Source organism: Naumannella cuiyingiana, from assembly GCF_013408305.1.
Lineage (GTDB): Bacteria > Actinomycetota > Actinomycetes > Propionibacteriales > Propionibacteriaceae > Naumannella > Naumannella cuiyingiana.
The window spans coordinates 2653082-2667266 of sequence record NZ_JACBZS010000001.1 but is presented as its reverse complement, the minus strand read 5'-3'; the positions used below and the strand labels follow the sequence as shown (position 1 = coordinate 2667266).

The window sequence follows — 14185 nt, the reverse complement described above, 5'->3', positions numbered from 1 at the left end:
GCCAACACTAATGGCCGGCGCGGCGTTCTCCCATCCGCGCCGGGGCTCAGGCGCCCGCCGGCACCGCCCGGTCCCCGCGCCGGCGCAGCACCGGCACGAGCAGCCGCGAGTCGACGCTCAGCCGGCCGGGCCCGACCACGGCGAGGTACGCACTGAGCACCGCGAGCACGAGCGCGAACTCATACCCGCCGGCCTGGGCATAGAACCCGTTGCCGCCGTGCACCAGCACCGCGGCACCGAGCATCGTCAGCGCAAACAACGCGCCGACGATCGGCGTGAGCAGGCCGAGCAGCATCGCCGCCCCGCCCGCCAGCTCGAGCAGGGCGACCAGCGGCCCGAACACGGCGCCACCGGGAATGCCCATCCGCTCGAAGGAGGCCCCGGCGGCACCGAGACCACCGGAGCTCACCTTCTGCACGCCGTGGGCGATCATCACGATCCCCAGCACGCCGCGCAGCACGAGCCGTGCCACATCTTCGATCCTGCCGCGGCCTGCCTGGGGGGAGTCTGTCGCGGACTGGTTCATGGGTTGCTGCCCTTTCGGTCAGTGGTTGACATTTCAACACTTCGAACGACAGCCTGCCGTACTCCGTTCCCGCTGCCCCCGGATTTTGCTGACCAGAAAGGAACCGTTCACCACAGGTACGCGCGGAGCGCCGCGGCGAGACCGGCGAGATCGCGCGTACCCGCGAACTCCCGCACCGAATGCATGCTGAGCAGCGGTACGCCGACATCGACCGTGTCGATGCCGAGCCGCGTCGCCGTCAGCGGACCGATCGTGCTGCCGCACGGGATGTCGTTGTTCGACACGAACGGCTGCAGCTCGACCCCCGCCGCGTGGCATGCCCGCGCCCATCGGACGGCGCCGGGCCCGTCGGTCGCATAGCGCTGGTTGGCGTTGATCTTGAGCAGCGGGCCGCCGTTCAGCAGCGGATGGTTCGCCGGATCGTGCCGCTCGGCATAGTTCGGATGCACGGCGTGCCCCGCATCGGAAGACACGTGGAAGGACCGCGCGAGCATCGCCTCGTGCTGATCACCGTCGGCACCGAGCGCGCCTGAGGTACGCCGCAGCACGCCCTCCAGCAGCGCACCCGAGGCGCCGGTGGCACTCCCGCTGCCCACCTCCTCATGATCGAATGCGGCCAGCACCCGGACGTCCGGACCATGATCACCCGACTCCTGATCATGATTCAGCAACGCGGTCAGCCCGGCGTGCACGCTGGACAGATTGTCGAGCCGCCCGCTGGCGAAGTACTCGCCGGCATCGCCCACCACCGCGGGCGGCTGGGTGTCATAGGCGTACACGTCGAAGCCGACCGGATCACCGGGCAGGCCCGACCCGTCGAGCAGTGTCGACACCAGGTCGCGCTCGCCCAGGCCGATGACCGGCGCGGTGTGCGCCTGCCGGCCGAGCTTCAATCCCTGCTCGTTGACCGAGCGGTCGAGGTGAATCGCGAGCTCCGGGATCCGCATGATCGCACCGGTCCGGACGAGCGCCTCGTTGCCCTCGACGTCGACCACGCGCCCGGCCAACCCGAGATCGCGATCGGTCCAACTGGCCAGCAGCGGCCCGCCGTAGATCTCCACCCCCACCTGGTCCCAGCCGAACCGCCGCAACTGCGGGTTCGGCTTGAGCTTGAACCCGGGTGAGTCGGTGTGCGCGCCGACGATCCGGTACGCCGACGCCGCCCCCGCGCCCTCGGGTACCCACCAGGCGAGCACTGCCCCGCCGCGGACCAGGAAATGCCCGCCGGGAGCGGCATCCCACCGCTCGTCGGCCCGCTGCTCGGCCCAGCCGGCCGCCCGCAGCCGTCGCGCGACCTCGCCCGCGGCGTGGAAGGAGGTCGGCGAGGCGATCACGAAGTCGGCCAGATCACGGGTCGGTGCATCCATGACCGCGACTCTAGAGCCCTCCGAATCCGCACCGAATCGGCGCGACTGCAACTGGATGCGTGGTCGAGGATGAAAAGTCCCACCGAATCCATTGCACATCTGCCTGCGACCGGCCGACAATGAGAGGCAAGCAACCGCCTCGAAGGAGAAGCAGATGCGCGTCGGCGTACCCACCGAAGTGAAGAACAACGAGTACCGGGTCGCGCTGACCCCGGCCGGGGCCAGCGAACTGACTCGTCGGGGCCACGAGGTGTTGGTCCAGGCCGGCGCGGGCCTCGGCTCGGCGATCACCGACGCCGAGTACGCCGAGGCCGGCGCGCAGATCGTGCCGGGCGCCGACGACACCTGGGGCCGGGCCGAACTGGTGCTCAAGGTCAAGGAACCGGTCGCCGAGGAGTTCGGCCGACTGCGGCCGGGCCTGACGCTGTTCACCTATCTGCACCTGGCCTCGGCTCCGGAGCTGACCCGCGAACTGCTCGACAAGCAGGTCACCGGCATCGCCTACGAGACCGTCCAGACGGCGACCGGCGAACTGCCGCTGCTGGCGCCGATGAGCGAGGTGGCCGGACGGCTGGCGCCGCAGGCCGGGGCGTACCAACTGATGCGTCCCTACGGCGGCCGCGGCGTGCTGCCGGGTGGCGTGCCCGGCGTCGCGCCGGCCCGCGTGGTCGTGATCGGGGCCGGCGTGGCGGGCATGAACGCCGCCCAGATCGCCGTCGGGATGGGCGCCGACGTCTCCCTGCTCGACCTCAACGTCGACAAGCTGCGAGCGGCCGACAAGATCTTCGGCAATCGGGTACGCACGCTGGTCTCGACGCCGTGGGAGGTCGAGCAGCAGGCGGTCGAGGCCGACATGATCATCGGCGCCGTCCTGATTCCGGGCGCGAAGGCGCCGACCGTGATCCCGCATTCGCTGGTGCAGAAGATGAAGCCGGGCGCGGTGCTCGTCGACATCTCCATCGACCAGGGTGGCTGCTTCGAGGACTCGCGGCCCACCACGCACTCCGATCCGACCTACCGCGTCGGCGAGACGATCTTCTACTGCGTGGCGAACATGCCGGGCGCGGTGCCGCACACCTCGACCCGCGCGCTGACCAATGTCACGCTGCCCTACGCTGCCGCGCTGGCCGACCGGGGAACGCTGCCGGCGCTGCGCGCCGACCCGGCCCTGGCCCGGGGGCTGAACACCCACGGCGGCCGGCTCACCGAGGAGCCGGTCGGTGCGGCATTCGGTATCCCCGTGACCCCGCAGGCACAGGTGCTCGCCGAGTGAGCCCGGACGAGGTCTCGCGCGCGATCCTGGTCGCGTTGCAGCGCGACGGGCGCCGCTCCTATGCGGCCCTCGGCAAGGATGTCGGCCTGTCGGAGGCAGCCGTCCGGCAGCGCGTGGCCCGCATGATCGAATCCGGGCTGATGCGGATCGTCGCCGTGCCGGATCCCGCGGCGCTGGGCTTCGACCGGCGCGGCACGATCGGGGTACGCACCGACGGCCCGTTGCAACCGATCGCCGAGCGGATGGCCGCGCTGCCCAGCGTCACCTCGGTGGTGTTCACCGCCGGCTCGGTGGACCTGCTCGCCGAGGTGGCCTGCCGCAGCGACGAGGAGTTCCTGACCGTGATCGAGCAGATCCGGTCGCTGGAGAATGTGACCGCCACCGAGAGTTTCGTGCATCTGCGACACGCGGTCGGGCCGCAGTTGCGGCTCGACCGTTGACCGACCGGCAGTTGATCAAGCGGAGCTGATCAAGCGGAGTTGATCAAGCGGGATTGATCAGGCGGGCGCCGGTGGTTCCGCGTCGACCAGCGTGCTGGCCGTGTCGGCATCGGTGATCAACCAGTCGACCCACCCCGCCGACAGCGCAGCGGTGATCGCGCGTACCTTCTGCGGGCCGTAGGCCGCCGCGATCACGCACGGAATCTCACTGAGTCGCTCGGCGGATACCGCCATCAGCCGCTGGTGGATCGGATGGTCCAGGAAGCGGCCGTCCGCGTCGAAGTGCCGGCCCAGGATGTGCCCGACGGCGCCGAGCTCGGCGATCTCGGCCTCCTCCGCGGGAGCGAGCAACCCGTCGAAGATGTTCGTCCGTCCCGATCCGGTGGCGCCGATGCCGACCACCGCGACATCGGCCCGCGACCCGAGCGCGAGCGCCGTCGCGACGGCGCTCTCCCGCCGCAGCCCGCCGGCCACCCGCGCATCGGAGACGATCAGCGGGGCGGGCAGGACCCGGTGGGTGCCGCCGAACGCCCGTGCCAGCCGGCGCGCGATGTCGGAGCCGTCCATGATCGGGTTCGCCTGGTCGAGCAGGCCGATCATCTGGACGACCACCACCCCCGGCCGATGCCAGCTCGGCAGTTCCTCGATCAACTCCGAAACGGTGCCGCCCGTGGAGGCCGCGATCACCGAGTCATCGGCCACACACTCCTGCAGGATCTCGCCGAGCACCTGTCCGAGGGCAGAGTTCAGAGGAGCGCCGGGATCAACGGCGGCCACCCGCGCGCCGCCGCTGAGCGCGTACCGCCGGGCGAGCCGCTCCTCGAGCTCGATGGCACGCTCGCTCGGATGCCCGATCTCGATCCGGACGATGCCTCGCCGCCGCGCCTCCGCGAGCAGCCGGGAGACCGTCGGCCGCGAGACGCCCTCGACCTCGGCGATCCTGGCCTGGTCCCAGCCGAACTCGTAGTAGTGCCGCGCGACGCGCAACAGCAACAGCACCCGCTCCCGGCTCATCTCGCCCATTCCCCCGCCACATCCGCCACACCGGCCCCGAAATTGTGTGCGGAACCACCGGCCCCCGCGGCAATACCCCTTCCAACCGCGGCCACTCGGCCGATCCGTGAACATACGTTCAGTGTCCAACTGGCTGGATCACCGGAACGCAACGTAGCGTGTGCCCCCGAACGGCCCACCCGCCGGGTCAGCGATGACCTGCGGCGAACCAGGCGACGGGCACATCTGTGCGACCGGCATCGCCACGCCGAGAAGACGGTGGCTGCTCCGGGGGGAGTCATCACAGCCAGTCGAGTCGGGCGTTCCTGCGGGCCGCCGCGTCATCCGCGCGGCGGTTCCGCTGCCTCCCGGCCAGCCTCCGCAGCCGCCCGCTCCAGGCCGAGTAACGTCAGCCCACGCGGGACCCGCCGACCGGGCCCGCGCGGCCCCGCCGATCATCGACGGCGGGCGCGACACACGGGGGCAGGCACATGTATGTGATCACCGGGCGGCCATGACCGGCAGCCACGGCATCGCGCGACGAGCCCTGCCCGACGATCCCGCCGGCGCCGACGACACCCGCTTCGACGTCAGCACCTTCGGTGAGGGCCAGCTCCGCCTCACGGTTCCGGCCGGCGATCGCCTGGCCACGACGAACCGGCTCCGCGTGACCGCTGCCTGCTCCGAGGCCAATGTCGCCGGCCTGCTCGCGCAGTTGCAACGGCGTACCGCATGGGCGACGGTCGTGCCCGACGGCGAGCTCGGCGACCGGATTCTGCGCGAGTACCGCGCGGTCGGCGTCGACACCTCCCAGGCGCTGCGCCGCGACGGCCGGGTGGCGCTGTACTTCCTCGAACCCAACGGGGGCGCCGTTCCCGCCCGGGTGCGCTACGACCGCGAGCACACCCCGTTCCGCGATCTCGCGATCGACGACTTCGACTGGGATGTCTTGTTGGACACCAGCGTGCTGTTCGTCTCCGGGATCACCGCCGCACTGACCGAGGCGACGGCCGGCGTGGTCGACCACGCGATCGACCTCGCCCATCGGCACGGCGTTGCGGTCGCGCTGGACGTCAATCACCGCGATCAACTGTGGTCCGCCGACCGCGCCAGGGCCACGATCACCCCCTGGCTGTCTCGGATCGACATCTTGTTCTGCTCGCGGACCGACGCCAATACCGTGCTCCGGATCCCGCACGCCGGCGCGACGGTCGCCGCCGAACTGCAGCAGCGCTTCGACATCGAGACGGTGATCACCACCGACGGCACCGCCGGGGTGCATCGCGCGTCCGCGGAGGGGCTGCGCTCGCACCCGGTGCGCTGGGTGCCGGTACGCGACCGCCCCGGCGCGGGCGATGCCTTCATCGGGGGCGTACTGCACGGCTGGCTGGACGACGATGTGGATGCGGGCATCGGGACCGGGCTGCGGGCCGCCGCCCTCGCGCTCACCCATCACGGGGACCTCACCCACCTCAGCGCCGACGATCTGATCGTCGCCCGACGCGCCGACATCGTCCGCTAGGGCGGCGCGTGGTCCGGCCGCTTGTCGGTGGCGGACGCCAAGATGGGGGCATGGAGATCGTTGGCATCGGGATGTTGCTGATCGGACTGGCGTTCGGCGCGGGCACGGTCTGGCTGGTGCTGCGCGCGCGGGCGGCATCGACGGCCGGCGAGCAGACGGCGCGCGAGCAGGCGGCGAACGCCCGGGGTCAGGCCGAGATCGAGCGGTCCCGCGCCGACGCCGAGCGCGCCCGCGCCGAGGCGGCCGCCGTGCGCGAGCGGCTCTCGTCGGGCCAGGCCGCGATCGCCGACGCCCGCGCCGAGGCGGCGAATGCCCAGGCCGAGGCCGCCGCCGTGTCGGCCGAGCTGGCCAGCGCCCGCGCCGAGCGCGATGCGGCCCGGGAGGCCGCCGAGCGGTTGCGCGCCGACCGCGACGCCCTGGTCGCGCAGTTCAAGGCGTTGTCGGCCGAGCAGCTCGCGGCCCAGGACAAGCAGGCCGATGCGCGCGCCCAGGAGCGGTTGCGCGCCACCGAGCAACTCCTCCGGCCGGTCGCCGAGACCCTCGCCCGCTTCTCCGACCGGCTGACCACCGTGGAGAAGGAGCGCGTCGCACTCGCCACCGACCTGCGCAACCAGGTGCAGGCCGTCCAGGCAACCGGTGAGCACCTGCGCCGGGAGACCCACGCGCTGGCCACCGCGCTGCGCAAGCCGCACCAGCGCGGCGCCTGGGGCGAGCTGCAGCTCAAGCGGGTCGCCGAGGTGGCCGGGATGATCGAGCACTGCGACTTCACCACCCAGCACACGACGTCTGCCGATGACAAGGCGGTACGCCCGGACATGCGCGTCTCCCTCGGCGATGGCAAGTGCCTGTTCGTCGATGCGAAGGTGCCGCTGGCGTCCTTCCTGGACGCCCACGAGGCAGCCGACGACGCCTCCCGCTCCGCCGCCCTGGCGCGGTTCGCCACCAACGTCCGTGGCCACATCACCCAGCTCAGCGACAAGCGCTACTGGCAGGCCGAGGAGGGCAGCCCCGAGTTCACGATCCTGTTCCTGCCGAGCGAGGCGCTCGGTGCCGAGGCGCTGGCCCAGGCGCCGGATCTGCACGAGTTCGCCGCCGCGCGCAACATCGTGCTGGCCACGCCGACCACGCTGATCGCGACCCTGCGCGCCGTGGCCTACGGGTGGAAGCAGGCCGCGCTCGCCGAGTCCGCGGCAGAGGTGTTCCGACTCGGCCGCGAGCTGCACGACCGGCTCGGCACCATGGGCAACCACTTCGACCGACTGGGCCGGGCGATCGAGCGCGCCGTCACGGCCTACAACTCGACCCTGTCGTCCCTGGAGACCCGGGTGCTGGTCAGCGCGCGGCGGTTCTCCGAGCTGCGGGTGAGCGATGCCGAGCTGGCGGCCTCGTCGGCGGTCGAGGAGCCCGTGCGTCGGGTGAGCCAGGCCGAGCTGGTCGACGACGCGGCCGGGGTCGCCCCGATGCTGGGCCGCGCCGATGACCGGCTGCCGGAGGCCGACCAGCTCCGCCGTGGCGAGCCCGACCTGTTCGACCTCGTCGAGGAGGCCGGCCCGCGCCCGGCCGGGCGTACCGACCGGCGCGACGCGGCTGGCTAAGCTGCCGCGCGTGGCTGCGCTGCTCACCTGGTCCGACGGCCGGCTCCTCCGGGCCGGCGTACCGCATCGGATCCTCGCCGGTGCGATCCACTATTTCCGCGTGCATCCGGACCAGTGGGCCGACCGGCTCGCCCGGCTGCGGGCGATGGGCGCGAACACCGTCGACACCTATCTCGCATGGAACTTCCACCAGCCGCGCGAGACCGAACCGCCGGACTTCACCGGCTGGCGCGATGTCTCGCGGTTCGTCGAGCTGGCGGCCGGGCTCGGGCTCGACGTGATCATGCGGCCGGGGCCCTACATCTGCGCGGAGTGGGACAACGGCGGCCTGCCCGCCTGGCTGACCGGGCGCGACCTGATCCCGCGTACCGCCGATCCGCGATGGACGGCCCCGATCGAGGAATGGTTCGACGACGCACTGCCGCGGCTGACCGGGCTGCAGGCCGCGGCGGGCGGTCCGATCGTGGCCTGGCAGGCCGAGAACGAGTACGGCAGCTACGGCGACGACGCCGACTATCTGCGCTGGAACGTGCGGGCGCTCGCCGAACGCGGCGTGACCGAGTTGATCTTCACCGCCGACGGGGGCGAGGACTACTTCCTCGACGGCGGCGCACTGCCGGGCGTGCTGGCCGCCGCGACCTTCGGCTCGCGGGCGGCGGAATCGCTGGAGGTCTGGCGGCGCCGCCGCCCCGGCGAGCCGATGATCAACATCGAGTTCTGGGACGGCTGGTTCGACCACTGGGGCGAGCGGCACACCACCCGTCCCGGCTCCGACGTGGCGGCCGAGATCGGCACGACGCTCGACGCCGGCGGGCTCGACGGCGGCGGATCGGTCTGCCTCTACATGGGGCACGGCGGCACCAACTTCGGGCTCTGGGCCGGCGCGAACACCGGCCCGGGCCCGGCGGGCGAGCTGCCGGAGCGCATCCAGCCGACGGCAACCAGCTACGACTACGACGCCCCGATCGCCGAGGACGGCTCGCTGACCGAGAAGTTCCACGCGGTACGCGCGGTCTTCGGCGCCTACGCCGAGCTGCCCCCGGTGCCCGATCGCCTCGCCGCCACCCCCCGCCGGCTCGCCCCGACCGAGCTACCGACGCGGCCCGGCCCCGGTCTGCTGGACTGGGCGCGCGCGGGCGACCCGCTGCCGGGGATCGCGCCGCGCCCCTTCACCGACCTGGGCATCGACCAGGGCCTGGTGCTCTACTCGGCCCGCCCCGTGCTGTCCGCGGGCGACCAGGTGCTGCGACTGCGCGACCTGCACGACCGGGCGCAGGTGTGGCTGGACGGCGTACCGCTCGGCGTGCTGGACGAGCTGACCGGCGCCGAAGGGCTGCCGTTCACGGGCACCGGCGAGCGCGGCCGGGTCGACGTGCTGGTGGAGAACCGCGGCCGGATCAACTACGGCCCGCGGTCGTTCGAGGACAAGGGCATCCTCGGCGGTGTGCTGATCACCGGGCGGTACGCCTTCGGCTGGCAGCACCGCCCCCTGCCGCTGCCCGAGCTCGGCGAACCGGAGCTCGATTCGATCATGAGCGGAGCGATCGCGGCCGGTGCCGGGTCGCCGGGCTGGGCGCGGGCGGAGCTGATCATCGACGAGCCCGCGGACTGCTGGTTGGCCTTCCCCGGGTTCGGCCGCGGATTCGTCTGGCTGAACGGATTCCTGCTCGGCCGCTACGACGCCGCGGGGCCGCAGCGCAATCTGTACTGCCCGGCCCCCCTGCTCCGCGCGGGCGCGAACACCGTCACGGCGTTGGACCTGGAGCGCAGGGGCGCGAGCATCGCCGTGGAGGACGCACCGCGGCTAGGGTGAGCCGATGAGCATCCCGGAACGCCCGGTGGCCGAGTTCGCCGGGGTCGACGGCAAGACGCTGCGCGAGAGGTTGCCGCGGGGTGAGCTGGCGGCGCTGCGGCTGCCCGACGATCGCGATCCGCTCCGCATCCTGACCGAACAGCACGAGAGCCGGCTCGCCGGCCTGATCGGGGTCCGGATCGGCCGGATGCTCCAGTCGCCGTTCGCCTACTACCGAGGCACGGCCGCGGTGATGGCGGCCGATCTCGCTCCGGCGCCGGTGACCGGCCCGCGGGTGGTGGCCTGCGGCGATGCGCACATCTCCAATTTCGGCTTCTTCGCCTCCCCGGAGCGGACGCTGCTGTTCGACCTGAACGATTTCGACGAGGCCGGGATCGCCCCGTGGGAATGGGACGTCCGGCGGCTCGCGGCGAGCATCCACATCGGCGGCCGGGACAACGGCATGTCGGAGCCGCGCTGCCGCGAGGCCACCCTGGCCGGCGTCGAAGGCTACCGGGAGACGCTGCGCGAGCTGACCGAACTCACGGCCACCGAACGCTTCTATGTCCAGGTCTCGTCGGGAGACCTGGAGGAGAAGCTGTCCGGCCGCGGCCTGAAGATCACCCGCAAGGCGACGAGCAAGGCGCGCGGGCGTACCTCGGACCAGGTCCTGGAGAAGATCACCACCCGTGATGATCATGGGGACCTGAGGATCGTCGACCAGCCGCCGATCACCCGCCATGTCGATCATGCGTCGCTGGAGGACATGAACGGCCTGTTCCGCCAGTACCTCGGCACGGTGCGAGCCGATGCGGCGTACCTGTTGGCGCAGTTCCGGCCGGTCGACTTCGTGCTGCGCGTGGTCGGCGTCGGCAGCGTGGGCACGCGGTGCTACGTACTGGCGCTGGAGGGCCCGGGCGGTGAGGTGATCTTCCTGCAGGCCAAGGAAGCACAGCCGTCGGTGTTGCAGACCTACGGGGGCATGCCGCGGGTGATCCCGGCCCACGAGACCGGCGAGTTCTCCGAGGGGCGGCGCGTCACCGCCGGGCAGCGCATCCTGCAGGCGCAGTCGGATCCGTTCCTCGGCCACATCGTCGGGTACGCGGGCGAGCTGTCGCACCGCAACACGCGGGTCGACTACTACTGGCGCCAGTTCCGCGACATGAAGGGCTCGATCGAGCCGTCGCGGCTCGATGCCGCCGACTTCGGCCGGTACGCCACCCTGTGCGGCCGACTGCTCGCCCGCGCCCACAGCCAGTCGCCCGCCGGGCCGGCGATCGCCGCCTATCTCGGCCGCAGCACCCGGGCCGCCGAGGCGCTGGCCGACTGGTCGGCCGGCTATGCCGATACCTGCGAGGCCGACTTCGCCGCGCTGGAGCGGGCGGTTGCCGACGGGCGGTTCCCCGTGGATCGCGGGGTCTGACGACCCGGGTCAGCCCCCGTCGGCCCCGATCCGGGCGATCGCGTCGATCATGACATCCCAGAACCGGTCGGCGTCGAGATCCAGCGCCACCCGGTGCCGACCGGCCGGGGTCGGCCCGCGCAGGTCCACGACCGTCATCCCGCGGGTCGCCGCGCCGGCCAGCTCCACCGTGATCGGAGCCCGGCGGGTGGCGATCATGGTCGGGTCGATCAGGTACGCGACGGCGCACGGGTCGTGAACCGGCGGCGCGCTGAACCCCTGATGGGTGCGATAGGCGCCGCCGTAGAAGGCGAGCATCTCCTCGACGAAGCGCGCCGGGCCGCTGCCGAGCGCGCGGATCCGCTCGCGTACCTGCGGTGTCGCGAGCGCGCGGTGCGTCACGTCGAGCCCGATCATGGTCACGCGCCACGGTGCGCCGAAGACGATGTGGGCCGCCTCGGGATCGGCCCAGATGTTGAACTCGGCGACGGGCGTCCTGTTGCCCGGGCCGACCGCGCCGCCCATCAGCACGACCTCACCGACCCGCTCGGTGATCCGCGGCTCCAGCCTGGCCGCGAGAGCGATATTGGTCAGCGGCCCGACCGGGACCAGGCTGACCTCGCCGGGCTGGTGGGCCAGCACCGTGTCGATGATCAGCTCGGCGGCATGCCGCGCATCGAGCGGGTCGGTCGGCTCGGCCAGGGCCGGGCCGTCGAGGCCCGTCTCGCCGTGGATGTCGGGCGCGACAATCAGGTCACCGACGAGCGGTCGGTCCGCGCCGGCCGCGATGGGTACGCCGGTCAGGCCGAACGTCGCCGCGATTGCTCGGGCATTACGGGTGACCTTGGCCAGCGTCTGGTTACCGGCGACCGTCGTCACGGCGAGCAGGTCGATCGCCGGGCTGCCGTGTGCGAGCGCCAGCGCGATCGCGTCGTCGTGACCCGGATCGCAATCCAGGATGATCTTGCGCGGGGGCCGGTCGTCCGCCACGGTCGGGTCTCCTCTCGGTTGGTCGGGGTTGCCGGGTGCGGACCAGCGTGCCTGGCCGTCAGTCACCGAGAGCCCGCTCCACCCGCTCGACCTTCGCGGTCAACTGGCCGGTGTGGCCGGGCCGGATGTCGGCCTTGATCACCAACGAGACCCGTGGGCTCCGGGCGGCGAGCGCGTCGACGCAGCGCTTGATCACGCCCATCACCTCATCCCACTCGCCCTCGATGTTGGTGAACATGGCATTGGTCTCGTTGGGCAGTCCGGACTCCCGGACGATCCGCACGGCCTCGGCGACCGCGTCGGCCACTCCGCCGTCGGGGTCGGTGGCCGCGGGGGCGATGCTGAACGCTGCGATCATGCCGCCCATCCTGCCCCCTGCCGTCCGCGGGGCGGCACGGCCCTCAGCCCCAGCGCCGGAAACCGCCCTCGGAACTGATCACCTGCCCGACCACCCAGCGACCCTCGTCGCTGACCAGCCAGGCGATCAGCCGCGCCGGATCGTCGGGCTCGCCGAACCGGCCGGCCGGGAAGTGCGCCCGGATCTCGTCGAGCCGATCCGCGCGATCGGTCGTCTCGGCATCGAGATACCCGGTGTTCACCGGCCCGGGATTGACGGTGTTCAACACGATCCCGGCCTCGATCAGATCATCGGCGACGCTCGGGGTGAGCCCGGCGAGCGCCGCCTTGGACGCGGCATAGGCGATCTCGTCGCGCATCGGGCCGGCGACCTGCCCCGAGGTCATCCAGATCACCCGGCCACCCGGACGAGACGAATCGTGCCGGGCCGCGAACGCCTTGGTGGCCAGGATGGTGGAACGGGTGTTGACCGCGAAGTGGCCGTCCAGGCGGTCGGCGGTCATCTCCGCCAGCGGCCCGTCGCCGCCGCTGCGGGCGTGGTTGCAGATCAGGATGTCGAGTGGGCCGAGCGCGTCGGCGGCCAGCCCGATCAAAGCCTCCCCCGCATCGGGCGCGGCCAGGTCGAGGGAGGCGTCCGCGAGCCGGCCCCCGGGCTGCTGCGCCTCGGCGATTCCTGCCAGCACGTCGGCGATGTCGTCGGCGCCCCACGGTTGATCATCGTCGTGGGCCGACCAGTGCTGTACGAACAGATCGGCCCCCATCGACGCGAGCCGGCGGGCGACGCCGTACCCGATCCCCTGCCGTCGACTGACGCCGGTGATCACCGCGGTACGCCCGGACAGGGTTCGGCTGTCTTCCATTCGCCGATCATGCCCGGCCGGTGAGGCGGGCGACAACCAGGATTTTCAGTCGTTGATCGCGCCGGTACGCAATCGCTTGCGCAGCTCCGGCGGCAGGGCGAAGACCAGATTCTCCTCGGTCAGCCGCTCCTCGGTGGCCGCCGGGAACCCCCTGTCCACCAACAGGTCCAGCACGCCCTGGACAAGATCATCGGGCACCGAGGCGCCGGAGGTGACACCCACGGATTCGACCCCATTTAGCCAGGCCTCGTCGACCTCGCCGGCGTTGTCGACCCGGTGCGCGGCCTTCGCCCCGGCCTCCAGGGCGACCTCGACCAGGCGTACCGAATTGGAGGAGTTGGCCGAGCCGACCACGATCACCAGGTCGCTGTGCGCGGCGATCTGCTTCACGGCGGCCTGCCGGTTGGAGGTGGCGTAGCAGATGTCGTCGCTCGGCGGGTCCTGCAGCAGCGGGAACTTCTCCCGCAGCCGGTGCACCGTCTGCATCGTCTCGTCGACGCTCAGCGTGGTCTGCGACAGCCATGCGACGTTGTCGGGATTCTCCAGCTCGAGGTCGTCCACGTCCTCGGGCGACTGGACCAGGGTGATGTGCTCGGGCGCCTCGCCCGAGGTGCCCTCCACCTCTTCGTGCCCCGCATGCCCGATCAGCAGGATCTGCTTGTCCTCGCGGGCGAACCGCTTCGCCTCGTTGTGCACCTTGGTCACCAGCGGGCAGGTCGCGTCGATGGTCTGCAGGCCGCGCTGCTCGGCCTGGGCGTGCACCGCTGGCGACACCCCGTGCGCGGAGAACACCACCAGCGCGCCCTCCGGCACCTCGTCCAACTCCTCGACGAAGATCGCCCCGCGCTCGGACAGCGTCTCCACGACGTGCTTGTTGTGCACGATCTGCTTGCGGACATAGACGGGCGGGCCGTAGTGGTCGAGGGCCTTCTCGACGGTGATGACCGCCCGGTCCACGCCGGCGCAGTAGCCCCGGGGAGCGGCCACCACCACCCGGCGACCGGAGCTTTCCGGCGTCGGCGGCTGGTCGGACCGGCTCTCGGTTGCAGTCATGCCGCCAGTCTAGGG

13 protein-coding genes are annotated in these 14185 nt (G+C 71.8%); 6 read left to right on the top strand and 7 right to left on the bottom strand.

What is annotated here, in order from left to right:
• Window positions 1-46: 46 nt before the first annotated feature.
• Together GGQ54_RS12415 and GGQ54_RS12410 are read right to left on the bottom strand one after the other, a co-directional pair.
• On the bottom strand, window positions 47-472 hold the full coding sequence (locus GGQ54_RS12415) for a DoxX family membrane protein (RefSeq protein WP_218843858.1): 426 nt from the start codon (window positions 470-472) through the stop codon (window positions 47-49).
• Window positions 473-633: 161 nt separating this feature from the next.
• Complete coding sequence (locus tag GGQ54_RS12410) at window positions 634-1893, bottom strand: M18 family aminopeptidase (protein WP_179445669.1); 1260 nt, start codon at window positions 1891-1893, stop codon at window positions 634-636.
• A 154-nt stretch (window positions 1894-2047) separates the two neighbouring features.
• Here GGQ54_RS12410 and ald point away from each other — a divergent pair, with 154 nt between their 5' ends.
• Together ald and GGQ54_RS12400 are read left to right on the top strand one after the other, a co-directional pair.
• On the top strand, window positions 2048-3166 hold the full coding sequence (gene ald, locus GGQ54_RS12405; RefSeq protein WP_179445668.1) for an alanine dehydrogenase: 1119 nt from the start codon (window positions 2048-2050) through the stop codon (window positions 3164-3166).
• Window positions 3163-3606: an Lrp/AsnC family transcriptional regulator gene (locus GGQ54_RS12400; protein WP_343045950.1), complete on the top strand. Its 444-nt coding sequence runs from the start codon at window positions 3163-3165 to the stop codon at window positions 3604-3606. The genes ald and GGQ54_RS12400 overlap by 4 nt, the downstream gene beginning before the upstream one ends.
• Window positions 3607-3663: 57 nt before the next feature.
• Here the strand turns inward: GGQ54_RS12400 and GGQ54_RS12395 are convergent, their stop codons facing one another.
• A complete protein-coding gene (locus GGQ54_RS12395) occupies window positions 3664-4620 on the bottom strand; it encodes a sugar-binding transcriptional regulator (RefSeq protein ID WP_179445667.1) in 957 nt (318 codons plus the stop codon).
• Between the two features lie 493 nt (window positions 4621-5113).
• On the opposite strand from GGQ54_RS12395, the gene GGQ54_RS12390 reads away from it, so the two are divergent.
• From GGQ54_RS12390 to GGQ54_RS12375, 4 genes are read left to right on the top strand one after another with little or no spacing between them, the layout of a single operon-like run.
• The gene (locus tag GGQ54_RS12390; RefSeq protein WP_179445666.1) at window positions 5114-6121 is read left to right on the top strand and encodes a sugar kinase; all 1008 of its coding nucleotides are present in this window, start codon (window positions 5114-5116) and stop codon (window positions 6119-6121) included.
• 50 nt (window positions 6122-6171) lie between these two features.
• The gene (locus tag GGQ54_RS12385; RefSeq protein ID WP_179445665.1) at window positions 6172-7716 is read left to right on the top strand and encodes a DNA recombination protein RmuC; all 1545 of its coding nucleotides are present in this window, start codon (window positions 6172-6174) and stop codon (window positions 7714-7716) included.
• A 10-nt stretch (window positions 7717-7726) separates the two neighbouring features.
• The gene (locus tag GGQ54_RS12380) at window positions 7727-9529 is read left to right on the top strand and encodes a beta-galactosidase (protein WP_343045949.1); all 1803 of its coding nucleotides are present in this window, start codon (window positions 7727-7729) and stop codon (window positions 9527-9529) included.
• Window positions 9530-9533: 4 nt separating this feature from the next.
• The gene (locus GGQ54_RS12375) at window positions 9534-10931 is read left to right on the top strand and encodes a DUF2252 domain-containing protein (RefSeq protein WP_179445663.1); all 1398 of its coding nucleotides are present in this window, start codon (window positions 9534-9536) and stop codon (window positions 10929-10931) included.
• A gap of 9 nt (window positions 10932-10940) precedes the next feature.
• Here GGQ54_RS12375 and GGQ54_RS12370 read toward each other — a convergent pair whose 3' ends face one another.
• The 4 genes from GGQ54_RS12370 to GGQ54_RS12355 are packed head-to-tail and all read right to left on the bottom strand — an operon-like array spanning window position 10941 to window position 14170.
• Window positions 10941-11900 (bottom strand): nucleoside hydrolase, encoded by a 960-nt coding sequence (locus tag GGQ54_RS12370; protein WP_179445662.1) that lies wholly within the window; start codon window positions 11898-11900, stop codon window positions 10941-10943.
• A 58-nt stretch (window positions 11901-11958) separates the two neighbouring features.
• Window positions 11959-12258, bottom strand: a complete 300-nt coding sequence (locus GGQ54_RS12365; protein ID WP_179445661.1) for a thiamine-binding protein — start codon at window positions 12256-12258, stop codon at window positions 11959-11961.
• A gap of 43 nt (window positions 12259-12301) precedes the next feature.
• Window positions 12302-13117 carry an SDR family oxidoreductase gene (locus GGQ54_RS12360; protein WP_179445660.1) on the bottom strand — a complete coding sequence of 272 codons (816 nt, stop codon included), beginning with the start codon at window positions 13115-13117 and terminating at the stop codon, window positions 12302-12304.
• A 45-nt stretch (window positions 13118-13162) separates the two neighbouring features.
• Window positions 13163-14170: a 4-hydroxy-3-methylbut-2-enyl diphosphate reductase gene (locus GGQ54_RS12355; RefSeq protein WP_179445659.1), complete on the bottom strand. Its 1008-nt coding sequence runs from the start codon at window positions 14168-14170 to the stop codon at window positions 13163-13165.
• Window positions 14171-14185 lie beyond the last annotated feature (15 nt).